General features: G+C 73.2%; 20 protein-coding genes. 10 read left to right on the top strand and 10 right to left on the bottom strand.

From position 1 onward, the window contains the following. Nucleotides 1-4 precede the first annotated feature (4 nt). The 3 genes from ACZ6I3_RS09575 to ACZ6I3_RS09565 form a co-directional block, all read right to left on the bottom strand. Nucleotides 5-673 carry a pyridoxine/pyridoxamine 5'-phosphate oxidase gene (locus ACZ6I3_RS09575; protein WP_469413229.1) on the bottom strand — a complete coding sequence of 223 codons (669 nt, stop codon included), beginning with the start codon at nucleotides 671-673 and terminating at the stop codon, nucleotides 5-7. Between the two features lie 27 nt (nucleotides 674-700). Then, complete coding sequence (locus tag ACZ6I3_RS09570) at nucleotides 701-1,126, bottom strand: pyridoxamine 5'-phosphate oxidase family protein (RefSeq protein ID WP_469413227.1); 426 nt, start codon at nucleotides 1,124-1,126, stop codon at nucleotides 701-703. 319 nt (nucleotides 1,127-1,445) lie between these two features. Beyond that, the gene (locus ACZ6I3_RS09565) at nucleotides 1,446-2,615 is read right to left on the bottom strand and encodes a thiolase C-terminal domain-containing protein (RefSeq protein WP_469413225.1); all 1,170 of its coding nucleotides are present in this window, start codon (nucleotides 2,613-2,615) and stop codon (nucleotides 1,446-1,448) included. Nucleotides 2,616-2,724: 109 nt separating this feature from the next. Between ACZ6I3_RS09565 and ACZ6I3_RS09560 the strand changes: the two genes are divergently transcribed. Both ACZ6I3_RS09560 and ACZ6I3_RS09555 read left to right on the top strand, forming a co-directional pair. Further along, a complete protein-coding gene (locus tag ACZ6I3_RS09560) occupies nucleotides 2,725-3,915 on the top strand; it encodes an acyl-CoA dehydrogenase family protein (RefSeq protein ID WP_469413223.1) in 1,191 nt (396 codons plus the stop codon). After that, nucleotides 3,912-4,385 carry a nitroreductase family deazaflavin-dependent oxidoreductase gene (locus ACZ6I3_RS09555; RefSeq protein ID WP_469413222.1) on the top strand — a complete coding sequence of 158 codons (474 nt, stop codon included), beginning with the start codon at nucleotides 3,912-3,914 and terminating at the stop codon, nucleotides 4,383-4,385. Before ACZ6I3_RS09560 ends, ACZ6I3_RS09555 begins: the two co-directional genes overlap by 4 nt. Nucleotides 4,386-4,497: 112 nt before the next feature. On the opposite strand, the gene ACZ6I3_RS09550 is transcribed toward ACZ6I3_RS09555, so the two are convergent. Further along, on the bottom strand, nucleotides 4,498-5,133 hold the full coding sequence (locus ACZ6I3_RS09550) for a TetR family transcriptional regulator (protein WP_382829113.1): 636 nt from the start codon (nucleotides 5,131-5,133) through the stop codon (nucleotides 4,498-4,500). 134 nt (nucleotides 5,134-5,267) lie between these two features. On the opposite strand from ACZ6I3_RS09550, the gene kbpA reads away from it, so the two are divergent. Then, nucleotides 5,268-6,005, top strand: coding sequence for an AfsK-binding protein KbpA (gene kbpA, locus ACZ6I3_RS09545; protein ID WP_469413221.1), 738 nt, complete (start codon nucleotides 5,268-5,270; stop codon nucleotides 6,003-6,005). Nucleotides 6,006-6,197: 192 nt separating this feature from the next. After that, nucleotides 6,198-8,615, top strand: coding sequence for a protein serine/threonine kinase AfsK (afsK, locus tag ACZ6I3_RS09540; protein WP_469413219.1), 2,418 nt, complete (start codon nucleotides 6,198-6,200; stop codon nucleotides 8,613-8,615). A gap of 115 nt (nucleotides 8,616-8,730) precedes the next feature. Here the strand turns inward: afsK and ACZ6I3_RS09535 are convergent, their stop codons facing one another. From ACZ6I3_RS09535 to ACZ6I3_RS09515, 5 genes are read right to left on the bottom strand one after another with little or no spacing between them, the layout of a single operon-like run. Further along, entirely contained in the window at nucleotides 8,731-9,057 is a 327-nt protein-coding gene (locus ACZ6I3_RS09535) for a hypothetical protein (RefSeq protein WP_469413216.1), read from the bottom strand. 35 nt (nucleotides 9,058-9,092) lie between these two features. Then, a complete protein-coding gene (locus tag ACZ6I3_RS09530; protein ID WP_469413680.1) occupies nucleotides 9,093-10,046 on the bottom strand; it encodes an alpha/beta fold hydrolase in 954 nt (317 codons plus the stop codon). Between the two features lie 52 nt (nucleotides 10,047-10,098). Beyond that, nucleotides 10,099-10,872 (bottom strand): enoyl-CoA hydratase/isomerase family protein, encoded by a 774-nt coding sequence (locus ACZ6I3_RS09525; RefSeq protein ID WP_469413215.1) that lies wholly within the window; start codon nucleotides 10,870-10,872, stop codon nucleotides 10,099-10,101. Continuing rightward, on the bottom strand, nucleotides 10,869-11,282 hold the full coding sequence (locus ACZ6I3_RS09520) for a Zn-ribbon domain-containing OB-fold protein (RefSeq protein ID WP_469413678.1): 414 nt from the start codon (nucleotides 11,280-11,282) through the stop codon (nucleotides 10,869-10,871). Before ACZ6I3_RS09520 ends, ACZ6I3_RS09525 begins: the two co-directional genes overlap by 4 nt. A gap of 10 nt (nucleotides 11,283-11,292) precedes the next feature. After that, nucleotides 11,293-12,453, bottom strand: a complete 1,161-nt coding sequence (locus tag ACZ6I3_RS09515; RefSeq protein ID WP_469413214.1) for a lipid-transfer protein — start codon at nucleotides 12,451-12,453, stop codon at nucleotides 11,293-11,295. A gap of 96 nt (nucleotides 12,454-12,549) precedes the next feature. On the opposite strand from ACZ6I3_RS09515, the gene ACZ6I3_RS09510 reads away from it, so the two are divergent. Beyond that, entirely contained in the window at nucleotides 12,550-14,199 is a 1,650-nt protein-coding gene (locus ACZ6I3_RS09510) for a FadD3 family acyl-CoA ligase (protein WP_469413213.1), read from the top strand. On the opposite strand, the gene ACZ6I3_RS09505 is transcribed toward ACZ6I3_RS09510, so the two are convergent. Continuing rightward, a complete protein-coding gene (locus ACZ6I3_RS09505; RefSeq protein ID WP_469413211.1) occupies nucleotides 14,142-15,071 on the bottom strand; it encodes an SMP-30/gluconolactonase/LRE family protein in 930 nt (309 codons plus the stop codon). The two genes, ACZ6I3_RS09510 and ACZ6I3_RS09505, sit on opposite strands and share 58 nt — an antisense overlap. Nucleotides 15,072-15,578: 507 nt before the next feature. On the opposite strand from ACZ6I3_RS09505, the gene afsR reads away from it, so the two are divergent. The 5 genes from afsR to ACZ6I3_RS09480 all read left to right on the top strand — a co-directional run bounded on the left by afsR (nucleotide 15,579) and on the right by ACZ6I3_RS09480 (nucleotide 22,429). After that, on the top strand, nucleotides 15,579-18,572 hold the full coding sequence (afsR, locus tag ACZ6I3_RS09500; protein WP_469413209.1) for an SARP-family global regulator AfsR: 2,994 nt from the start codon (nucleotides 15,579-15,581) through the stop codon (nucleotides 18,570-18,572). Between the two features lie 230 nt (nucleotides 18,573-18,802). Further along, nucleotides 18,803-18,988 carry a hypothetical protein gene (locus ACZ6I3_RS09495; protein ID WP_382580118.1) on the top strand — a complete coding sequence of 62 codons (186 nt, stop codon included), beginning with the start codon at nucleotides 18,803-18,805 and terminating at the stop codon, nucleotides 18,986-18,988. A gap of 209 nt (nucleotides 18,989-19,197) precedes the next feature. Continuing rightward, entirely contained in the window at nucleotides 19,198-20,124 is a 927-nt protein-coding gene (locus ACZ6I3_RS09490) for an endonuclease domain-containing protein (RefSeq protein WP_469413207.1), read from the top strand. 143 nt (nucleotides 20,125-20,267) lie between these two features. After that, complete coding sequence (locus tag ACZ6I3_RS09485; RefSeq protein WP_469413205.1) at nucleotides 20,268-21,512, top strand: amidohydrolase family protein; 1,245 nt, start codon at nucleotides 20,268-20,270, stop codon at nucleotides 21,510-21,512. Nucleotides 21,513-21,526: 14 nt separating this feature from the next. Then, nucleotides 21,527-22,429, top strand: a complete 903-nt coding sequence (locus ACZ6I3_RS09480; RefSeq protein WP_469413676.1) for an LLM class F420-dependent oxidoreductase — start codon at nucleotides 21,527-21,529, stop codon at nucleotides 22,427-22,429. Nucleotides 22,430-22,434: the final 5 nt, after the last annotated feature.

Raw genomic sequence — 22,434 nt, 5'->3', positions numbered from 1 at the left:
CCCCTCACGGCCAGAGCAGCTCCCGCACCCACCCCTCCCCGTCCCCGCGCCGGTAGCGCAGCCGTACGTGCCGCCGCCGCTCGTCCCCCTGGAAGAACTCGGCCTCCTCGGCTCGCAGCCGGTACAGCGTCCAGGACGGTACGGGAGCCTCCGGCTCGTCGCCGGCCCGTTCCCACGCCGACTCCGAGGCCCGGGCCAGCTCCTCCACCGAGCCCAGCACCTCGCTCTGGCGGCCGGTCAGCGCGGCCGCCAGGGCGCCCGTCGAGCGGGCGTGCAGGTCGCCCTGCGCCTCGGCGGACGGGGCGGCCGTCACCGGGCCGCGTACCCGGACCTGGCGGCCCAGCACCGGCCAGTAGAAGCCGAGGGCGGCGTACGGGCGGGCGGTGAGGTGCCGGCCCTTGCGGCTGCCGGCGTGGGACGCGAAGGACCAGCCGGTCTCGTCCGCGCCGTGCAGCATGACGATCCGTACGTCGGGCAGGCCGGACTCGTCCGAGGTCGCCAGGGACATGGTGTGCGGCTCGCTCTGCCCGGCCGCCACCGCCGCCGCGAACCACTCCGTGAAGAGCGGCAGCGGGGTCGCGGGGGCGGCAGTCGGATCGAAGGGGGGCAGGTGGGTGGACTGCGGGTCCCAGACCCGCAGTGACCTCAGCAGCTCGTGAAGATCGGGTGCCATGGGCCGATTGTCACCCGAGGGCGTTCGTCAGACCTGCCCCAGGTCCGACGACACCCACCGCTCCGGCCGCATCCGCAGTACCAGCTGCTCTCCGTGGTTCTTCCAGGCGAAGTCGACGTAGCCGTCGACCTTGTCGGCCGGGAGGTAGCGGGCCGAGAGCTCCCGGAGCAGGTCGAGGGTCGCGGGGGCCGTGTCGACGACCGGGCCCTCGACCGACACGTACCGGATCGTGGGTTCGAGCCGGTCGATCATCAGCGAGAACCGGCCCGCCGTGCTGATCAGCTGGTTCTTGCGGGAATCGAGGCCGGTCATGATCCAGATGTCGCCGCCGGGCTCGTACTGGTACCAGATCGGCACCGTGAGCGGGGCGCGGCCCGCCCCCGCGTCGACCGCGAGCGCGGCGATATGCGGCTCGGCCAGGAACTGTTCGCGCTCTTCGCGGGTCAGGGCCATTCCGGTCTCCTCCAGCGGCTCGCTCAGATCCTTCTCACGAACACCAACACCGGCCCCGGCGTCGGTGTTCCCTCATGCCGCCCCCGCGCTGCCGCCGCGCGCCGGGGTTTCTTCGCACGGCTCCCTGTGCTGCTGCCCCGCGGCGGGGTTGCTGGGCGCCGCTGCTTCCTGCGCTGCCGTCGCGTGTCGGGGTTGCCTGGCACGGCTTTCCTGCGCTGCCGTCCCGCGTCGGAGCTTCCTCGCATCCCGCCCCGTCCCACCGCCGCGTCCGCCCTTCCTCACGCCGGCCCCCGCGCCACCGCCCCACTCCCGCGCCCCCTCACCCCGCCCCCAGCACCACCGTCCCCGACGAGCAGAACCAGCCCCCCGTCCCCGACGCCACCGTCAGTCGTGGCAGGGAGCCGTCGCCTCGCCGCACCTGGCGGTCGCCGCAGTCGCCCCGTAGTTGCCGTACCGCTTCCACCAGCAGGAACAGACCCCGCATCCCCGGGTGCTGGGCCGACAGGCCGCCTCCGTCGGTGTTCACCGGCAGTTCGCCGCACTCGACCCGCAGCCGGCCCTTCTCCACGAACGCCCCGCCCTCGCCCTTCGCGCAGAAGCCGAGGTCCTCCAGGGTCACCAGGGTCATGTAGGTGAACGCGTCGTAGATCTCGGCGAAGTCGATCTCCGAGGGCCGTACGCCCGCCCGTTCGAAGGCCAGCCGTCCGCTCACCGCCGCCGGCGACACCGTGAAGTCCGGCCACTCGGACATCGCCGAGTGCGACACGGACTCCCCGCTCCCCAGCACCCACACCGGCGGCCTGCGGCAGTCCCGTACGTACTCCTCCGCCGCCAGCAGCACCGCCGCCCCGCCGTCGGAACGGACACAGCAGTGCAGCTTGGTGAAGGGGTCCGCGATCATCGGGCCGGAGGCGACCTCGTCCGAGGTGATGGGCGTGCGGAACATCGCCTCCGGGTTCAGGGCCGCGTTGGCCCGGGCCTGGACCGCCACCTCCGCCAGCTGCTCGATCGTCGTGCCGTACTCGATCATGTGGCGGCGGGCCGCCATGGCGTACTTCGCGATCAGGGTGTGGCCGTAGGGCGCCTCGAACTGCAGGGGGCCTCGGGTGCCGAAGGACAGCGTCCCGGTGCGGCGGCCCGCCTTCACGTCCGCCCGGGCCGTCGAGCCGTAGGCGAGCAGCACCACGCGCGCGTGCCCGGCCGCGATCGCGTCCGCCGCGTGGGCCGCCATGACCTCCCAGGCGGAGCCGCCGACGGAGGTGGAGTCGACCCAGGTGGGCCGCAGCCCCAGGTACTCGGCGACCTCGACGGGGGCCAGCGTGCCCAGGCCCGCCGAGGCGAAGCCGTCGACCAGCGAACGGTCCAGGCCCGCGTCGGCCAGGGCGCGGCGGGCCGCCTGGGCGTGCAGGGCGTACGGGGTCGCGTCGTCCACGCGGCCGCAGTCCGAGAGGGCCACGCCGACGACGGCCACTTTCCTCCGGGCAACCATGAATCTGACGGTACATCAGATAACCCGGGCGGGGGAGCGCCGGAACTCTGGGCATCCCTGCCCCCGCGCCCTAATATGACGCACCGTCAGATGCGGAGGTGGTTCCCTCATGGACGCCCGCTTCACCCTCGAACAGGACGAGATCCGCCGCACCCTGCGCGAACTGCTCCACAAGCGGTGCGGTCCGGGGGAGCTGCGGGCCGCCCTCGACAGCCCGGCCGGACACGACCCGGCCCTGTGGACCGCCCTCGCGGGCCGGCTCGGCCTGCCCGGGCTGGCCCTCCCCGAGACCTACGGCGGCGTCGGCTGCTCGGTCACCGAGCTGGCCCTCGCCTGCGAGGAGACGGGCCGGGCGCTCGCCCCCTCGCCCCTGCTCGCCACGGCCGTCCTCACGGCACCGCTGCTCCTCGCGCTAGGCACCGACGCCCAGCGGGCCGACCTCCTCCCGCGGATCGCCTCCGGCGCCCTCACCGCCGCCCTGGCCGTACCGGGCCCCGCCCTCACCGCCGCCCTCGCGCTGACCGGCCACGACCGGCGCGGGGTGTGGGCCGGCGGCGGACGGGCCGGGGGAGTGCAGGCCCGTCCGACCGACGGCGGCTGGCGGCTGTACGGGGAGGCCGGGCAGGTCCTCGACGGGCACAGCGCGGGGCTCCTCCTGGTCGCCGCGCACACCGGGGGGTTCGCCCGTTCCCGCGTCCTGCTCTTCCTCGTACGGGCGGACGCCGACGGCCTCACCCGCACACGGCTGACCGCGCTGGACGCGACCCGTCCGCAAGCGCGCGTCCAACTCCGCCACGTGGAAGCCGAGTTGCTGGGCCGCGACGGAGGCGAGACAGACGACGTACTCGCCGCCCTCGCCCGGCTCGGTGACACCGCCGCCGTCTGTCTCGCCGCCGAGGCCGTGGGGGCGGCCGACCGGGTGCTGGAGCGGACCGTGGAGTACGTGGGGCAGCGCGAGCAGTTCGGGCGGCCGGTCGGCTCCTTCCAGGCGGTCAAGCACCGGCTGGCCGACGCCTACGTCCAGGTGCAGGCGGCCCGCTCGGCGGCGTACTACGCGGCCTGGGCCGCCGCCCACGAGGAGACCGCCGGCGGCCTGGCCCTCGCCCAGGCGCTCGAAGCCCTGCGCGGGGCCGCCGCCGAGGGGATCCAGTCGCACGGCGGCATCGGGTTCACCTGGGAGCACGACATGCATCTGTACTTCAAGCGTGCCGCGGGCGACGAGCTGCTGTTCGGGCCGGTGCACCGGCTCCGGGCGCATGCTGCCGACGCGGCGCATGTCTTCGAGGAGGCCGGCCGATGAGAGGCGTGCGGTTCGTGCAGAAGGTGTCCTCCACTCCGGGGTTCGCGCGGGTGGCACCGCATGTGTTCCCGGCCCTGGACCGGGCCGTGCACCGGCTCACCCGCGGAAAGGTGCTGCTCAGTGCCCAGCTGCTGCCGGGTGTGGTGCTGACCTCCACCGGGGCGCGCAGCGGGCTGGCCCGGCGTACGCCGCTGGCCTGCATGCCGGAGGGTGACGGCGAGCGCGGCTGGGTCCTGGTCGGGTCCAACTTCGGGCGCTCGGGGCACCCCGCCTGGAGTCACAATCTGCTGGCCCATCCGAGAGCCGAGATCAACTGGAAGGGCCAGGACATCCCGGTCACGGCCCGGCTGCTGGAGGGGGAGGAACGGGCGGCGGCATGGAAGGCGGTGCTGGAGTTCTGGCCGCCGTACGCCGCGTACCAGGCACGGGTGGAGCGGGAGATACGGGTCTTCAGGATCGTACGGAGCTAGACGTCACACGGGGGCGGAAAGCGCGGCAGGCGGCGGCCCACCGGGTGGACCGCCGCCTGCCAGACAGGACTTGAAACGGGAAACGGGAAAGGGGGCAGCGGCGCCGGGGCCGCTACTTCGTCGGCTTTCGGCCGGTGACGCCCAGGTGCACCAACAGCGCCAGGTTCGGCTTCAGTTCGGCCTGTTTCACGCCCCAGGAGGTGAAGCCCTTCTGGTGCGAGGCCACGGCCGCGAGCATCGCGACCAGCGAGCCGGCGACGGCCGCGGGGTTCACGTCCTTGTCGACCCGGCCCTTGGCCTGGAGCTCGGCGACGGCGTCCGAGAGGGAGTTGTTCACCGAGTTCAGGATCTTCATCCGGAGCTTGTAGAAGCGCTTGTCGCCCTCGGCGGCGCCGAGATCGACGACCCGGAGGATCGCGTCGTTCTTGCGCCAGAACTCCAGGAACCCGTCGACGAGTTCCTGCGCCGTCTGCCAGCCGGCCTTGCCGGCCCACGAGCGGCCCTCCAGGAGCTCGGTCAACGCGGCGCCCTCGGTCGCCATTTGCTCGGCGATCTCCAGGACGGCGCCCTCGACGTCCGGGAAGTACTGGTAGAAGGTCGCGGGCGAAGTGCCCGCCTTCCGGGCGACATCGATGACTTTGACATCCCGGTACGGGGAGGAGCTGAGCATCTCGCTGAGGCAGTCGAGCAGCTTCTGCCGGGTCGCCTGCCCACGCCGGCCGGCCACGCGGCCGTCGACGGTACGCACTTGTCCTGTCATGACGTCAGCTTACCGAGGCGGGATCGAGGCGCGATTCGGCCGACTGCAAATGGGGTGTAAGGGAGTGCGGAGGCTGGTGTGCCTGGTCTGCGGGCTGCGGCCGTCGCGGTTACGTTGGCGGCATGGCCGAAAACAGGGCATCGGTGTACGCAGAGGGCGTCCCCTGCTGGGTGGACGCGCAGCTTCGCGACCTCGAGGCGGGCAAGCGGTTCTACGGTGAACTTTTCGGGTGGACCTTCGAGGACGAGTGGTACGGCTCCTTCGCCGAGGCGCTGAAGGACGGCGAACCCGTGGCCGCCCTGGTCCGCAAGGTGGACGGCCGGCTGCCCACCGTCTGGACGGTGTACTTCGCGACCCCGGACGCCCCGGCCCTGGCCCGGCGCATCCGGGACGCGGGCGGGCAGATCGTGTCGGCGCCGGTGCCGGCCGGTGACCTGGGCGTCACCGCCCTGGTCACCGACCCGGAGGGGGCCGTCTTCGCCCTGTGGCAGCCGGACGAGCACCCCGGCTTCGGCACGCGGCACGAGCCGGGCACCTTCGCCTGGGCCGAGCTGTACGCGCGGGACACCGAGGCGGCCGACGACTTCTACGGCGACCTCTTCCAGGAGGCCCTGTTCGGTCCGGACGCCGAGCCCGACTTCGGCCGCGCCGCCGTCACCGACCGTTTCGCGGCCGAGATGCCGCCCCACTTCCTCGTCCACTTCGCCGCCGAGGACGTACCGGCCGCGCTGGAGGACGTCACCCGGCTCGGCGGCCGGGTCCAGGTCCCGCCGTTCGAGACCTCGTACGGCACGGTCGCCGTCGTCACGGACGATCAGGGGGCGTCCTTCGCGCTGCTGCACCGCTCACCAGGCGCCTGACCAGGCGCCATATGGTCATCTATTGCCCCTGTATGTACGGAGACACCCCAATCGTCGCCGGGTTCGCCACCACGGCTTTGGCCAGGAAGAATCGGGGTGCGTGCCGCCATGGCGGTGCGGTGGTGAGACGCTGCACGGGGTCGCGTGGAACATGTGGCTTGGCGCGGCTCGTACGGGGAGGTGGCAGGCAGAGTGGTGGATCAGCTGACGCAGCACGATCCGCGGCGGATCGGGCCGTTCGAGGTGCTGGGACGGCTGGGTGCCGGCGGCATGGGGCTGGTCTATCTCGCGCGCTCGGCGTCGGGTCGGCGGGTGGCGATCAAGACCGTCCGCACGGAGCTGGCCGAGGACCAGCTGTTCCGGGTCCGCTTCACGCGTGAGGTGGAGGCGGCCCGGGCGGTCTCCGGCTTCTACACGGCCGCGGTCGTGGACGCCGACCCGCGCGCCGCCGTGCCTTGGCTGGCCACCGCCTATGTCCCCGCGCCCTCCCTCGAGGAGATAGTGAACGACTGCGGGCCGCTCCCGGCCCAGGCGGTGCGCTGGCTCGCGGCGGGTGTGGCCGAGGCGCTCCAGTCCATCCACGGCGCGGGGCTCGTCCACCGCGACCTCAAGCCCTCCAACGTGCTCGTCGTCGAGGACGGCCCCCGGGTGATCGACTTCGGTATCGCCTCCGGTGTATCGAACACACGTTTGACGATGACCAATGTCGCCGTCGGCACGCCCGCCTACATGTCCCCCGAGCAGGCCAAGGACTCCCGGAGCGTCACGGGCGCCTCCGACGTCTTCTCCCTCGGCTCCATGCTGGTCTTCGCCGCCACCGGACACCCGCCCTTCCACGGCGCCAACCCGGTCGAGACGGTCTTCATGCTGCTGCGCGAGGGCCCGGACCTGGAGGGCCTCCCGGACGAGCTGCGTCCGCTCATCGAGTCCTGTATGCAGATGGAGGCCACGGGCCGCCCCAACCCGGCCGACCTCCAGGCCCAGCTGGCCCCCCACCTCTTCGGCTCCGGCTCCGACGACAGCGGCACCGCCTCCGCGTGGCTGCCCGAGCGGGCCGTGGGCCTGATCGAGTCCCGCCGCAACGGCCGCCCGGCCGGCAAGCCCGCTCCCGCCGGCCGCAGCGGCGGCGGGCGCCCCGCCCCGGTCCCGGCCCCCGGCCCCGCGCCCATCCCGCCCCCGCCCTCGCACGACCCCGTCGTCCCGGCGCCCGCGTCCGTGGCCGCGTCCGCGGTGGCGTCCGTGGTGGCTCCCGTGGGCGGCGGCCCCGACACCGGCCCCGTCCGGCTGGCCGGCGCCCAGGTGCCCATCGGCCCGGGCCCGCGCGTCGCCGACGTCCGTGCCGCCGCCGTCAAGGCACCCCCTCCCGAGGCCGCCCTCACCGCCTCCTGGTCCAAGCCCCGCCCCGGCGTCAACGGCACGGGTCCCGCCGTGGGCCCCGCCGTCGCCGCGCCCCCGGCCCCGGTCGCGCCGCCCGAGGCGAGCGGCTGGCGGCCCTGGCGCTTCCGCATGTCCAACGACGTCTGGGGCACCCCCTCCGTCGACGGCGACCTCGTCTACGTCACCTCCTTCGAGGTGCACGCCCTGGACGTGGGCACCGGCCGCCGCCGCTTCAAGACGCGGGACGTCGCCTGGTCCATGGCGGTCGCTGAGGGCCGTATCCACGCCTCCGACGGGCCCACGCTGTTCGCCCTGGACGCCCGTGAGGGCGCCGACCTGTGGCGCCTGCAGACGGACGCCTGGGTCTACGCGCTCCAGGCCGGCCGCGGCACCGTCGTCACCGGCACCCGCGGCGGCGGCGTCCAGGGCTGGGAGGCCTCGGCCGGCCAGAAGCTCTGGGAGGTCACCGGCTGCCAGACCGACTTCGAGTCCCCCGAGGCCGGACCGGTCCTGCACGACGGCACGGTCTACGTGTGGCAGGACGCCCGGCTGCGCGCCCTGGACGCCCGTACCGGCGACGAGCGCTGGTCGTACCCGATCGGCGACGCGGGCTCCTGCGGCGGCGTCCCGGTCCGGGTCACCCCGGCGGCCGACGGATACGTGTACGTCTGCGCCGGCACCCGTGTCCTGGCCCTCGACACGGCCGCCGGCCATGTGAAGTGGCACTTCGAGGCCCCGGCCGCCTTCCTCTCGCCGCCCACCTTCGTCCCCGGCCCGGCCGTCACCGGCGGCGGCATCTACCTCGCCGACTACCTCGGCACGGTGTACGCCCTCGACGCCACCGACGGCCGCGACCGCTGGCGCATCGCCACCGAGTCCCGCGCCTCCGTCGAGCCCGTCCTGGTCGCCGCCGGCCATGTCCACGTGGGCAGCGGCAAGGGCCTCTACACCCTCGACGCGGTCACCGGCACACCCAAGTGGCGCTTCCAGGCGGGCGGCGACATCGTGGGCGCCCCCTCGGTGGCCGAGGGCCGCATCCACTTCGGCTCCACCGACCATCTCCTCTACACCCTCAAGGCCGACGACGGCCGGCTGCGCTGGAAGCTCGCCACCGGCGGCGAGATCACCGGCTCCCCGGTCGTCCGGGACGGGGTGGTGTACGCGTGCAGCAAGGACCGCTGTGTGTACGCACTGGACGCGGAGAAGGGCACGGGCACGGCACGCACCGCGTGACACGTCCCGGGACGGCCGTCGTACCGGCGCACGGAAGGGTTCCAGACGGCGGCCGTCGCTACGGGGAGCGGTTCGCTTCGGGAAGGCGGCCCGATCACCGCTCTCACCCAAGACGCTACGCCGGGTGCGCGGCGGTCGCCACGCGGTGGCCGCCGGTGACGGACGGTCCGGGCCCGGCGGCCCGGACCGTGCGGTCCGGGCGCCGGCGGTCGCCCCGGCGGTCGGGGATGTCGCGATCCGGGCGCTGGTGGTCGCCCCGGTGGTCCGGCCCCGGCGATCCGGACGTGGCGGTCGCCCCGGCGGTCCGGGCCCGGCGGTCCGGGCCCGGTGGTCCGGCCGCGGTGGTCCGGCCGCGGTGGTCCGGCCCCGGCGGTCCGGGCGTGGCGGTTGCCCCGGTGGTCCGGGCCCTGGCTCCGGCGGTTCGGGCCCGGCGGTCGGCCACGACGAGGCCGGCCGCCTGACCCGCGCCCCGGGCTCTCAGCCCCGCAGTTCCGTCAGGAAGTCGATCAGTACCTTGTTCACCTCGGCGGGCCGCTCCTGCTGGGTCCAGTGGCCGCAGCCCGGCAGCACGACCGGCTCGCGCCGCAGGTTCGGCATCAACCCGGGCAGGGCCTCGATCAGTTCGGGCGTGCCCGGGAAGGCCGGGACCAGGTCGCGGTCGCCGTACACGTACAGCGCGGGCGGGGACACCACCGCGCCCTGCCAGGGGGCGGTCAGCTCCCAGTTGCGGTCCAGGTTGCGGTACCAGTTCAGCGCGCCCGTGAAGCCCGGCTCGAAGGCCTCGGTGAGGGTGTCGAGGTCCTGCTCGGTGAGCCAGTCGGGCAGCGCCTCGGGGTTCGGGGCGTCCGCGAGCCAGCCGCGCCCCAGGTCCTCGACCAGGGCCTGCTCGGGACGGCCGGCGTTCGGCGCGTCACCGGAGGCGGAGTACAGGAGCTTGCGCAGGGCGGTGCGGGTGTCGGCGGCGAACTCGGCGTCCGCGACGCCGGGCTCCTCGAAGTAGTTCCAGTAGAAGTGCCCGCCGAACCGCTCCCGCATGGTCTTGAGCGGCGGCTGCCCACCCCGGAAGGGCGGCGGCACGCTCAGACCCGCCACCCCGCGCACCACGTCGGGCCGCAGCAGCGCGGTGTGCCAGGCCACCGGCGCCCCCCAGTCGTGCCCGACGACGAACGCCCGCTCCTCGCCCAGCGCGTGGATCAGCCCGACCACATCGCCCACCAGGTGGAAGATGCTGTACTCGGACACGTCCTCGGGGCGGTCACTGCCGCCGTATCCGCGCTGGTCGGGCGCGACCACCCGGAACCCGGCCTCGGCCAGCGGACCGAACTGGTGCCGCCAGGAGTGCCAGGACTCCGGGAAACCGTGCAGCAGCACCACGAGCGGGCCCTCGCCCTGCTCCGCGATGTGCAGTTGTATGCCGTTCACGTCGATCATCCGATGCTCAACCACGAGTCGAGCATACGCGTGTATGAGTAAACGACTTTTACTACCGCAACCGGTACGCACGCCCCCGCCCCGCGAACAGCCGGGCCTGCCGCTCACCCGCCGCGTTCCCGAGCGCGATGAGGTGCGGTGCCTGCGCGAACCCCCGCCCCCGCCCCGCCTCACTCGCGGCCCACAGCGCCCGTACGGTCCCCTGCACGGCCTCCGTCGGATGCCCGGCGATCACGGCCGCACACGCGATCGCCGCCGCCGGCGCCCCGCCCTCCGGGGCGAGTTCGGACACCAGCCCGACCTCGTACGCCCGCCGCGCCGAGATCCGCTCGGCCGTGCCCGTCAGCACCATCCGCGCGACCTCCCCGTACGGCATGCGCTGCGCCATGAGGACGGACTCGTAGGCGCTGACCATGCCGTAGGTGGTGTGCGGGTCGAAGAAGGAGGCGGTGGTGTCGGCGACGATGAACTCCGCCTCGCCGAGCAGATAGAAGGCACCCCCGCAGGCCATCCCGCGCACGGCGGCGACGACCGGCTTCCACAGGTCGTTCGCCTTCGGCCCGATCCCGAGCAGCGGATCGTCCTGCGCGAACGGCGAGTTCGGCTGCGGCACGACGGCGTCCCGGTCGACGCCGGTGCAGAAGGCGCGCTCCCCGGCCCCCGTGAGCACGACGGCCCGTACGGTGTCGTCGAACCGCAACTCCCGCCAGACGTCGACGAGTCGGTCCGCCATCTCCAGGTCGATCGCGTTGAGCCGGTCGGGCCGGTTGAGGGTGACGACGGCCACCCCGCTGTCCTTGTCCCCGCTGACGAGCACACTGCTCATGACCGCTCCAGGACCCACCGCGGCAGGCCGTCGTCGAAGACGACCCGCACCCGGGCACCGATGCGGATCCGTTCGGCGGGCACGGAGTCGATCGCCGCGCCGGGCTCCGCGACCAGATTGCCGACGAGCCGGACCCGCGGCGCCTCGTCCAGCTCGACGACGACCACGTTGTACGGCGCCAGCTCCGCGTAGCCGGGCAGCAGCGGCGGATGCGGCACGACGTACGACCAGATCCGGCCGCCGCCCGGGACGAGGCGCCACTCGGACGCGAAGGACTGGCAGTGCGGGCAGCACGGCCGGGGCGGGAAGCGGAGTTCGCCGCAGCCGGAGCAGGCCTGGACGCGCAGCTCGCCCCGGGCGGCGTACTCCCAGAAGGGGGCGCCGTCGGGGTCGGTGACGGGGCGCAGCATCGGTGGCATCTCAACTCCTCAGCAGAAGGGCGGAGGTCGGCACCCCTTCACCCGCCGTGACCAGACAGGTGGCGGCCCCCGGCACCTGAGCGGTACTGGTCCCGCGCAGCTGCTTCACCCCTTCGTTGATGAGGTTGAAGCCGTGCACATAGGCCTCGGACAGCCCGCCCCCGCCGGTGTTCACGGGCAGCAGCCCGCCGGTCTCCAGCGCGCCGCCCTCGGTGAACGCCCCGCCCTCACCGCGCTCGCAGAAGCCGTAGCCCTCCAGGGAGAGCAGGACCAGGGGCGTGAAGGCGTCGTAGATCTGGGCGACGTCCACGTCCTCGGGGGTCAGGTCGGAGTGCTTCCACAGATGCCGGGCGGCGCTCCAGGCGGGGCCGGTGAGGGGGTCGTCGTTCCAGTAGTTGACCATGCCGTGGTGCTGGGCGGGGAGCGACTGGGCGGCGGAGTGGACGTAGACGGGTTTCCGGCGGCAGTCCCGGGCCCGCTCGGCGGAGACGACCACACAGGCCAGCGCCCCGTCCGTCTCCAGGCAGTTGTCGAAGAGGCAGAGCGGCTCGCTGACCCAGCGGGACGTCATGTACATCTCGCGGGTGAGGGGGCGGTCGTACATGATCGCGTCGGGGTTCTGGTTGGCGCGGTTGCGGCAGGCCAGGGCGACGTTGAACAGGTGGTCGCGGGTGGCCCCGTACTCGTGCAGGTAGCGCCGGGCGAGCATGGCGATCTCGTCGACGGGCCTGAGCAGCCCGTACGGCCGGGTCCACTGGGCCGGGGTCGGGAGCTGGACGGCGGTGTTGGTCCAGGGCCGGGGCCCGCTGCCCCGCTTGCGCGACCGCCAGGCGACCCCGACGCTCGCCTGTCCGGCCGCGATCGCGGCGGCGAGATGGGCGACGGTGGCGCACGAACCGCCGCCCCCGAAGCCGACCTTGCTGAAGAACGTGAGGTCCCCGAAGCCGCAGGCCTTGGCCAGCTCGACCTCGTCGGTCTCCTCCATGGTGTAGGAGGCGAGGGCGTCGACCTCGCCGGGCGCGATCCCGGCGTCGTCGAGGGCGGCCAGCACGGCCCGGCAGGCCAGGGTGCGTTCGTCCTCGGGGAGTTGCTTGGCGAAGGGGGTCTGGCCTATGCCGACGATGGCGGTGGCGTCCTTGAGGCCACCCGATCCTGCTGCCATGCTGCGCGCACCTCCGGGCCGAGCCGTCGCTGACAGAGTGTCAGATTACCGATAATCTGACGGACAGTCAGCTCCTCTTTCCTCGGGAGGCGTACGGTGCGAGCGGATACGGCATGGGCAAGCGTTCCGGACCTGGTCAGGACGGCGGCCGAGCGGTACGCGGGCACGGAGGCGGTCGTCGAGGGCCGCACCCGGATCACCTACGCCGAGCTGGGCGCCCGCGTGGAGCGCGCGGCGGCGGCCTGTCTCGCGAACGGGGTGGAGCCCGGTGACCGGGTCGGAGTCTGGGCGCCGAACACCCTCGACTGGATCGTGAGCGCCCTGGGCGCCGTCTCGGCGGGCGCGGTCCTCGTCCCGCTCAACACCCGCTTCAAGGGCGCCGAGGCGGCGGACGTCCTGCGGCGCGGCGGGGCGCGGCTGCTGTTCGTGACGGGCACCTTCCTCGGCACCTCGTACGTGGCGTCGCTGCGGCGAGCCGCGGGGGAGGGCCCGGGCACCGGCCCGCTGCCCGGCCTGCCGGACCTGGAACGCGTGGTCGTGCTCTCCGAGGACGCCCCCGCCGACTTCCTCACCTGGAAGGACTTCCTGGCGAGCGGGGAGGGGGTCGGGGAGGCGGACGTACGGGACCGGGCGGGGTCGGTAAGGGCGTCCTGGCCCTCGGACATCATCTTCACCTCGGGCACGACGGGCCGCCCCAAGGGCGCGGTCATCACCCACGCCCAGACGCTGCGGGCGTACGCCATCTGGAGCGAGCTGGCGGGCCTGGCCGAGGGCGACCGGTACCTCATCGTCAACCCCTTCTTCCACACCTTCGGCTACAAGGCCGGGGTGATCGCCTGCCTGATGCGGGGCGCGACGATGATCCCCCAGCCGGTGTTCGGCGTGAACACGGTCCTGGCCAATATCGCCGCGGAACGGGTGTCGGTGCTGCCCGGCCCCCCGACGCTCCTCCAGTCCCTCCTGGACCACCCGTCCCGCGACGCGCACGACCTCTCCGCCCTGCGCCTGGTGGTGACCGGGGCGGCGGTGGTGCCGCTGCGGCTCGTCGAGCGCCTGCGCGCCGAACTCGGCGTCGCCACGGTCCTGACCGCGTACGGCCTCTCCGAGGCGGGCGGCGTCGTCACGATGTGCCGGCGCGGCGACGACCCCACGGTGATCGCCTCGACCTCGGGCCGGGCCATCCCCGGCACGGAGGTACGGGTCGTTGATCCGCGGGGGCGGACCCTGGAGTCCGGGTCACCGGGCGAGGTCCTGGTCCGCGGCTTCAACGTCATGACCGGCTACTACGAGGACGCGTCCGCCACCGCCGAGGCCGTGTCGGAGGACGGCTGGCTGCGCACGGGCGACATCGGCGTCCTGGACCCCGAGGGCAACCTGCGCATCACCGACCGCCTCAAGGACATGTTCATCGTCGGCGGCTTCAACGCCTACCCCGCCGAGATAGAGCAGCTGTTGGGCCTCCACCCGGACGTGGCGGACGTGGCGGTGATCGGTGTCCCGGACGCCCGGCTCGGGGAGGTCGGCAAGGCGTATGTCGTGAGGCGCCCGGGGGCGTTGGTCACGGCCGACGACCTGATCGCCTGGTCACGCCGGGAGATGGCGAACTACAAGGTCCCGCGGTCGGTGGAGTTCGTGGCGGAACTGCCGAGGAACGCGAGCGGGAAGGTGGTGAAAGGGGCGCTGCGGGCTCAGGGCCCTGCCGGTGGCAGGGGCGGGGTCCCGGTCACGGACATGACGAGGGAGTAGAGGGTGGTGTCGGCGGCGATGAACATCCGGTTCCGCCGGGCGCCGCCGAAGCGGATGTTGGCGACGGTGCCGGGCACCAGGACGCGGCCGAGGAGGGTGCCGTCGGGGTCGTAGCAGTGCACGCCCCCGTGCATGGCACCGGCCCAGAGCCGCCCCGCGTCGTCGAACCGGATGTTGTCGAAGCTGCCGTCGGCGCACTCGGCGAAGACCCCGCCGTCGGTGAGGGCGGTCCCGTCCTCGCTGACGTCGAAGACGCGGATGTGGTTGGCGAGGCTGTCCGACACGTACAGCCGGTGCTCGCCGGGGCCGAACACGAGCCCGTTGGGCCCCTGGAACCCGTCGGCCACCAGCCGCACCTCCCCACTGCCCGGGTCGACGCGGTAGACGTTCCGGGCGCCGATCTCGCTCTCGCCCCGATGGCCCTCGTAGTCGGACGCGATCCCGAACTCGGGGTCGGAGAACCACACCGACCCGTCGGACTTCACGACGGCGTCGTTCGGGCTGTTGAGCCGCTTCCCCCGGAACCGCTCGGCGATCACGGTGACCGACCCGTCGTGCTCGGTCCGGGTCACCCGCCGGTTCCCCTGCTCACAGGTGATGAGCCGGCCCTGCCCGTCCAGCGTGTTGCCGTTCGGGTACCCGGCCGGTGAGCGGAAGACCCCGACGGCCCCGGTCGTCTCGTCCCACCGCAGCAGCCGGTCGTTCGGAATGTCGCTCCAGAGCAGATACCGCCCGGCGGGCACGTACACCGGCCCCTCTGCCCACCGGCACCCGTCGTAGAGGGTCTCCAGCCGGGAGTCCCCGGCCTGACACCGGCCCGTCCGGAAGCGCTCGTCGAGGGTCTCGTACAGGTGGGGTTGCTCGCCGGGCATGCGGCTGCCTCCGGGGTTGAGCGGGCTGGGGCTGATCTGCCGGATCCACTATCGCGCGCGGCGGCGGTCCATGTCCGCACTGACACCCGACGGCCGGAGCGGCACGGATTTCCGCCAGGACGGCGATGCCCAGGGCGGGCATGCTATGGGGTATGGCGATGAAGAAGCCGGCCCGCGATCAGCTCCGAAGAGCGTGCTGATGGTGCCGAGCTTCGCGTCCGGGACGGCCAGGCGCTGTCCCGAGTCGTGCCGGGCGATGCCCGCGCGGCTCAACTGGAGCATCTGGGCACTCCTGCCACTTCCTGACCTGGGCACCCCGCCCCACCTCCGCGCCCGAATGCTCCAACTCCCCTTCAATAACGGCCCCTGCTCCTTCATGTGCGGAGAGAGTGTGCGGACCTTGTGGACTCCCGTGCGTCGGCCTGTGATCGGTGTCCCCCGCAGCTGACGTATCCGCCGTGCACAAGGCAAACTGGCCTGGTTGCTCAGGATGTCTAGGGGGACTGCATGGACGGTGTACCGGACGGTGTGCCGCGCGTACCGGAGCAGCGGCGTCCCGACTCCTCATCGAAGTCACCGGAATCGGCGGAACCGGCGGCCTCGACGACGCTGCGCTTCAGCGTGCTCGGACCGGTGCGCGCCTCGCGCGGCGACGAGCCGATCACCACCGGCTCCCCCCAGCAACGCGCCCTGCTCGCGGCCCTGCTGCTGCGTGAGGGCCGTACGGCCACCGCGGCGGAGCTGATCGACGCCCTGTGGGGCGAGGAACCGCCCTCGCAGGCCCTGGCGGCGCTGCGGACGTACGCGTCCCGGCTGCGCAAGGTGCTGGACCCGGGCGTCCTGGTCAGCGAGTCCGGCGGCTACGCCGTACGGGGCCTCGCCGAGGGCGCCCTCGACCTGGCCGTCGCCCAGGACCTCGCGACCGAGGCGGAGAAGGCCCGGTCGGCGGGCGACCTCTGCCACGCCCGCGACACCCTGCGGCGCTCCCTCGCCCTGTGGGACGGGGAGACCCTGGCGGGCGTGCCGGGCCCGTACGCCGAGGCGCAGCGCGTCCGTCTGGAGGAGTGGCGGCTCCAGCTCGTCGAGTCCCGCCTGGACATGGACCTGGAGCAGGGCTGCCACGCGGAGGCCGTCTCGGAGCTCACGGCCCTCACCGCCGACCATCCCCTGCGCGAGCGGCTCCGCGAGCTGCTGATGCTGGCGCTGTACCGCAGCGGCCGTCAGGCGGAGGCCCTCGCGGTGTACGCCGACACCCGGCGCCTGCTCGCCGACGAACTGGGCGTGGACCCGCGCCCCGGCCTGAGCGAACTGCAGCAGCGCATCCTCCAGGCCGACCCGGGTCTCGCGGAGCCCGCCTCCCCGGCCGCCGAGCCCGCCCCCGTACCGGTCCGTCCGGCACAACTGCCCGCGACGGTGCCGGACTTCACCGGCCGCTCCGGCTTCGTGCGCGAGCTCGGCGACATCCTGACCGCGGCCGAGGGCCGTGTCATGGCGGTCTCGGCCCTGGCCGGGATCGGCGGCGTGGGCAAGACGACCCTCGCCGTGCACGTGGCCCACCTGGCGCGCACGGCGTTCCCCGACGGACAGCTGTACGTCGACCTCCAGGGCGCGGGCGCCCGCTCGGCGGACCCGGAGACGGTCCTCGGCTCGTTCCTGCGCGCCCTCGGCACCGCCGACTCGGCGATCCCCGACTCCCTGGAGGAACGCGCGGCGCTCTACCGCTCGGTGCTGGCCGGCCGCCGCGTCCTGGTGCTGCTGGACAACGCCCGCGACGCCGCCCAGATACGCCCCCTGCTGCCCGGCACGGACGGCTGTGCCGCGCTGGTCACCTCCCGGGTGCGGATGGTGGACCTGGCGGGCGCCCACCTCATCGACCTGGACGTGATGTCCCCGGACGAGGCGCTGGCGCTGTTCACGAAGATCGTGGGCGAGGAGCGGGTGGCGTCCGAGCGGAAGGCCGCCCTGGACGTGGTGGGGGCCTGCGGTTTCCTGCCGCTGGCGATCCGTATCGCGGCGTCCCGGCTGGCGGCCCGCCGCACCTGGACGGTGTCGGTCCTCGCGGCGAAGCTCGCCGACGAACGCCGCCGCCTCGACGAACTCCAGGCCGGCGACCTGGCCGTGAAGGCCACCTTCGAGCTGGGCTACGGCCAGCTGGAGCCCGCCCAGGCCCGCGCCTTCCGCCTGCTGGGCCTGGCCGACGGCCCGGACATGTCCCTGCCGGCCGCGGCCGCGGTCCTGGACCTGCCCGCCGAGGACACGGAGGACCTGCTGGAGTCCCTCGTCGACACGTCCCTGCTGGAGTCGGCGGCCCCCGGCCGCTACCGCTTCCACGATCTCGTACGGCTCTACGCGCGTGCGTGCGCGGAACGCGACGAGTGGCCGCCGAGCGAGCGGACGGCGGCCGTGTCGCGGCTGCTGGACTTCTACCTCTCCTCCGCGGCCGGGGTGTACGCGATCGAGCGGCCCGGTGACCGGCTGGTGGACCACCTGGAGCCGACCGCCCATCCGGGGCTGCGGTTCGACAACCGGCACGCGGCGCAGGACTGGCTGTACGCGGAGGCCATCTGCGTCCTCGCGTGCGTACGGCAGTCCGCGGGGCAGCCGGAGACGCTCCCCCGGGCGATCGATCTGCTGTGGGCCGCCCACGACCTCTCCGAGTCGGGCGCCAACTCCAGGGAGTACGAGGCGACGGCCACGTCGCTCCTGGAAGCGGCCCGGCTGCACGGCCTGGGGCGGGCGGAGGCCCGGGCGCTGACGACGCTCGTCAACGTCCACCACGTGAGCGGCCGTTTCGAGCGGGCCGACCAGGAGGCGGAGCGGGCCATCCTCCTCGCACAGGAGGCCGAGGACCTGCTGCCCGTGTGCTGGGCCCGCAACGCGCGCGGCATCATCGCGCTGTACCAGAACCGGCACGAGGACGGCGAGGAACACCTCTCCCGGGCCATCGAGCACTTCCGGGCCCTGGGGGACCGGCCGGGCGAGGCCGCCGCGCTGTGCAACCTGTCCCGGATCCATCTCGCGACCGGGCGGACCCAGAGCGCGGTCGCGCTGGCCCAGGAGGGCATCGCCATCTACGACGGCATGGGCAACTCCCTGCGCGGGGCCAACGCCCGCTACGCCCTCGGCCTCGCCCTCACCCAGAGCGGTGAGCTGGGCAACGCGGCCGACCGGCTCCAGGAAGCGCTGGAGGTGTTCCGCGACAGCAGGCAGCGCCTCTGGGAGGGCATGAGCTTGTTCCGGCTGGCCGAGCTGGACCTCGCCGCCCGGCGCCCCACGCAGGCCGCCTCGAACGCCGAGATGGCCCTCACCGTGCTCCGGGGCATCGGCGGGGAGTGGCGGCGGGGCAACGTCCTCACCGTCCTCGGCCGCGCCCTCAGCGGCATCGGGCAGACGGGCAGGGCCCAGGTCTGCTGGCAGGAGGCGGCCGGGATCTACGAGGAGCTGGGCTCGCCCGAGGCCGCCGAGGTGCGCGCGTTGCTGTCCCCGGTGCGGGCGGCCTGAGGGCAGGTCCCGGGGCCGGCCGGCCGCGTTCATCGTTCGTTTATCGCCCCACGCCATGATGGACGTAGTCGATCCGTCGCGTCGGGGGGCAGACGGGTCACTGCGCTGGGCCGCACACCGGATGACTAGGGTGAGCGGCTCATATGGGCCCGCCCGGTCGGACTCGGGGGAGTGACCGGGCGGGCCCGCGCACCTCACTACTCGACCCACGCCAAGGAGAGTTGACGATCATGGGCGACGAGCTCAAGCCGCAGGACCTGCACGCGACGGACGCGAAGGCCGGCGAGCTGTCGACGGAGGACCTGCACGCCACGGACGAGGGCGCGGTGAAGAAGCAGGACCTGCACGCCACGGACGAGCCGCTCGAGACGAAGGACCTGCACGCCACGTCGGAGCCCTTCAAGCCGACGAAGTAAGCCACTCCCACACGGGGTTCGGCCGCGGCGGCGCGGAGGGGGAGCCGTCGCGGCCGATGCATGTCCGCACCGCCCGTCAGATTGCCGCGGGCTCGCCCCCCCGCCACTTCACACCACACCGTCTTGCCCGCCCAACCTCCCTGAAGAGCTGAGCCCAGGAGTTATCCACAGGCCGCCAAGACATGCCGGAATCCTGCGATCTTGGTGGCATGGAGGAACGAAGGGCGCTGCGGGAGCTGGCGCAGGGGGGCGTGCTGCTCACCGGTCCTGCCCTGGCGTCGGGCTGGCCTGCGCGGGGTCTCACCCGGGCCCTCCGGGCGGAAGGCTGGGGCCGGATTCAGTCGGGTGCCTGGTCGGAACCGGGGCGGGCCGTGGACCTGCCCACCCGGCTCCGGGCGGTCCAGCTGCTCAACCCCCGGCTTGTCGTGAGTCACCGTTCCGCGGCCGCCCTGTGGTGGATCGAGACCCTCGCCCCGACCAACGAGGCCCCTTTGGAGTTCATCGATCCGGCCCTGAGTTTCCGCGGGAAGGCCAGGGGCGTGCGCGTGCGGCGGATGCTCCTCGAATCCGGGGATGTGGCGCTGCGGCAGGGCCTGCGGCTCACCGGCCCCGTGCGGACGCTCACCGACCTGCTTCGCTCCCTGCCGAGGAACGATGCGCTCGTCGCCCTGGAGTCAGCGGTGACTTACCGGAGGGTCGGCGGGGCGCGGAGGGCGCCGCTGGTGGAACTGGACGCGGTGGCAGGGGCGCTGGCCGTCCCCTCGCAGGGATCGGCGAGAGCCCGCCGCCTGCTCGGGTCGTGCGACCCCCGGGCCGGGTCACCGGCGGAGACGATCGCCCGCCTGAGCATGGGCGACGCCGGTCTCCGGCCCGAGAGCCAGATCGAACTGTTCACTCCGGCCGGTCGCCGGGTCGTCCTCGACTTCCTCTTCCGGCGTGAGGGCCTGGCGGTCGAGATCGAGGGATACGCCTACCACGGCACCCGCGAGGCGCACCGCCGGGACGTCTCCCGCTTCAATCAGGTCCTCCAGTGCCGCGAGGTGCGCAGTCTGCTGCGTTTCACCGCCCAGGACGTATTCCGGGAGCCCGACCGAATGATCGCGGAGATCCGGGCGGCACTGATCACCTTGAGGTGAAGGCCGAGCCGGACTTGGAGCAGATGGGCGAGAGGGGTGCGGGCGTTCCCGGCTGTGGGGAGGTGGGCGCTGCCCGAACGCTCCAGTTGCCGGTGCCCTCCGTGTAGCTGACGCCCCGTCAGATCAGCGCTACCGTGAGCGCCATGGACACCCACGACAGCTCGTTTCCGCTGATCATCTCCGTGGACGACCACACCGTGGAGCCCGCGACCGTCTGGCAGGACCGGCTTCCGGAGAAGTACCGGGACGTCGGACCCCGGATCGTCCGTGCGCCCGTGAAGGAGATGACCTTCCTCGGCGGGCGCTTCAAGCCCGTGATGGGGCAGCCCGGCGACGACGGCCCGGTCGGTGACTGGTGGGTCTACGAAGACCTCCGCCGCCCTCTGACCCGCCTCGACACCGCCGTGGGGTACGACAGGGACGAGATACGCCTCGAAGTCATCACGTACGAGCAGATGCGGCCCGGCTCCTACGACGTCCCGGCCCGCCTCGCCGACATGGACGTCAACCACGTCCAGTCCGCCCTGTGCTTCCCGACCTTCCCGCGTTTCTGCGGCCAGACCTTCACCGAGGCCAAGGACCACGAACTGGGCCTGCTCTGCGTCCGGGCCTACAACGACTGGATGCTGGAGGAGTGGTGCGGCCCGGACGCGCACGGGCGGCTCATCCCCCTGCCCCTCATCCCCCTGTGGGACGCCGAGCTCGCGGCGGCCGAGGTCCGGCGCAACGCCGCGCGCGGGGCCCGTGCCGTCGCCTTCTCCGAGATACCGCCGCACCTCGGGCTGCCCTCCATCCACACCGACGCCTGGGACCCCTTCCTCGCCGCGTGCGCCGAGACCGGCACGGTCATCGCCATGCACATCGGCTCCTCCAGCCGCATGCCGTCCACCTCCGCGGACGCCCCGCCCGCCGTCGGCTCCACCATCACCTACGCCAACTGCTGCTTCTCGATGGTCGACTGGCTGATGAGCGGCAAGTTCGAGCGGTTCCCCGGCCTCAAGGTCATGTACGCCGAGGGGCAGATCGGCTGGATCCCCTACATCCTGGAGCGCGCGGACGTGGTGTGGGAGGAGAACCGGGCCTGGGGCGGCGTCGCCGACAAGGTGCACCGGCCGCCGTCGGAGCTGTTCGCCGAGCACGTCTACGGCTGCTTCTTCGACGACGCCTTCGGGCTGAAGAACCTGGACGCGATAGGCGTCGGCAACGTGCTCTACGAGACCGACTACCCGCACTCCGACAGCACCTGGCCCAAGTCCCGCGAGGTCGGCGAGGCGCAGATGGGGCATCTTCAGCCGGAGGTCGTGGAGCGGATCGTGCGGGGCAACGCCATCGAGCTGCTCGGGCTGACGGAGGAAGGACTGTGGCCGGGCGGCGGTGGTGCGCGGTGAGCCTGCGATACGGGATGCAGCTTCCCGTCCAGTCCCAGAGCACCCTCTACGCCGAGCCCTGGGAGGCGGAGGCCGGTCCCGAGGACCTGCTGGAGATCGCCCGCGCCGCCGACCGGTCCGGCTTCGCCTACCTCGCGAGCTGCGACCACGTCGGCATCCCGCGCAGGCTCGCCGCCGCCATGAGCACGATCTGGTACGACCCCGTCGCCACGCTCTCCTTCCTCGCCGCCGCCACCGAACGCGTCCGACTGCTCAGCCATGTCGCGATCGTCGGGCTGCGGCACCCCCTGCTCACCGCCAAGCAGTACGCCACCCTCGACCATCTCAGCGGAGGCCGGCTGCTCCTCGGGGTCGGCGCCGGGCACGTCCAGGAGGAGTTCGAGACCCTGGGCGTGGACTTCCACCGGCGCGGGGCGGTGCTCGACGAGTGCCTCGACGCCCTGCGCGCCGCCCTCGGACCCGACGAGTTCCCCGAGCACCACGGCAAGCTGTACGACTTCGAGGGGCTCGGCCAGCGGCCCCGTCCGGCGCAGGACCGCGTCCCCCTGTGGGTCGGCGGCTCCTCGCCCGCCGCCGTACGACGGGCCGCGCTCAAGGGCGACGGCTGGCTGCCGCAGGGGGATCCGAGGGACCGGCTGCCCGCGCAGATCGCCCGGATCCGGGAGCTGCGCGAACAGGCGGGCGCCCGAGGTCCGTTCACCGTCGGCGCCATCACCGAGCCGCTGTACGTGGGCGCGCCCCGCTGGGATGTGGGCCGCAGGACCCTCTCCGGCGGTCCGCAGGAGCTCGCCGAGTCGCTGCGGGCGTACCGGGCGATGGGCGTGCACCAGATCCAGGTGCGGTTCCGCAGCCGGAGCCGGACCGAACTCACCGACCAGATCGCGGCGTTCGGCGCCGAGGTCGCACCCCACCTGTGAGGAGA

This window comes from Streptomyces sp. NPDC041940 (assembly GCF_055589465.1).
Note: the sequence above shows the minus strand (reverse complement) of the source record. Positions and strands in the feature narration are given on the sequence as shown.

Excerpts from the sequence above, each read along its gene's own strand:
- ACZ6I3_RS09575 (WP_469413229.1), bottom strand. The coding sequence starts at position 673 with ATGGCACCCGATCTTCACGAGCTGCTGAGGTCACTGCGGGTCTGGGAC.
- ACZ6I3_RS09570 (WP_469413227.1), bottom strand. The coding sequence starts at position 1,126 with ATGGCCCTGACCCGCGAAGAGCGCGAACAGTTCCTGGCCGAGCCGCAT.
- ACZ6I3_RS09565 (WP_469413225.1), bottom strand. The coding sequence starts at position 2,615 with ATGGTTGCCCGGAGGAAAGTGGCCGTCGTCGGCGTGGCCCTCTCGGAC.
- ACZ6I3_RS09560 (WP_469413223.1), top strand. The coding sequence starts at position 2,725 with ATGGACGCCCGCTTCACCCTCGAACAGGACGAGATCCGCCGCACCCTG.
- ACZ6I3_RS09555 (WP_469413222.1), top strand. The coding sequence starts at position 3,912 with ATGAGAGGCGTGCGGTTCGTGCAGAAGGTGTCCTCCACTCCGGGGTTC.
- kbpA (WP_469413221.1), top strand. The coding sequence starts at position 5,268 with ATGGCCGAAAACAGGGCATCGGTGTACGCAGAGGGCGTCCCCTGCTGG.
- ACZ6I3_RS09530 (WP_469413680.1), bottom strand. The coding sequence starts at position 10,046 with ATGATCGACGTGAACGGCATACAACTGCACATCGCGGAGCAGGGCGAG.
- ACZ6I3_RS09525 (WP_469413215.1), bottom strand. The coding sequence starts at position 10,872 with ATGAGCAGTGTGCTCGTCAGCGGGGACAAGGACAGCGGGGTGGCCGTC.
- ACZ6I3_RS09520 (WP_469413678.1), bottom strand. The coding sequence starts at position 11,282 with ATGCTGCGCCCCGTCACCGACCCCGACGGCGCCCCCTTCTGGGAGTAC.
- ACZ6I3_RS09515 (WP_469413214.1), bottom strand. The coding sequence starts at position 12,453 with ATGGCAGCAGGATCGGGTGGCCTCAAGGACGCCACCGCCATCGTCGGC.
- ACZ6I3_RS09505 (WP_469413211.1), bottom strand. The coding sequence starts at position 15,071 with ATGCCCGGCGAGCAACCCCACCTGTACGAGACCCTCGACGAGCGCTTC.
- afsR (WP_469413209.1), top strand. The coding sequence starts at position 15,579 with ATGGACGGTGTACCGGACGGTGTGCCGCGCGTACCGGAGCAGCGGCGT.
- ACZ6I3_RS09495 (WP_382580118.1), top strand. The coding sequence starts at position 18,803 with ATGGGCGACGAGCTCAAGCCGCAGGACCTGCACGCGACGGACGCGAAG.
- ACZ6I3_RS09490 (WP_469413207.1), top strand. The coding sequence starts at position 19,198 with ATGGAGGAACGAAGGGCGCTGCGGGAGCTGGCGCAGGGGGGCGTGCTG.
- ACZ6I3_RS09485 (WP_469413205.1), top strand. The coding sequence starts at position 20,268 with ATGGACACCCACGACAGCTCGTTTCCGCTGATCATCTCCGTGGACGAC.
- ACZ6I3_RS09480 (WP_469413676.1), top strand. The coding sequence starts at position 21,527 with ATGCAGCTTCCCGTCCAGTCCCAGAGCACCCTCTACGCCGAGCCCTGG.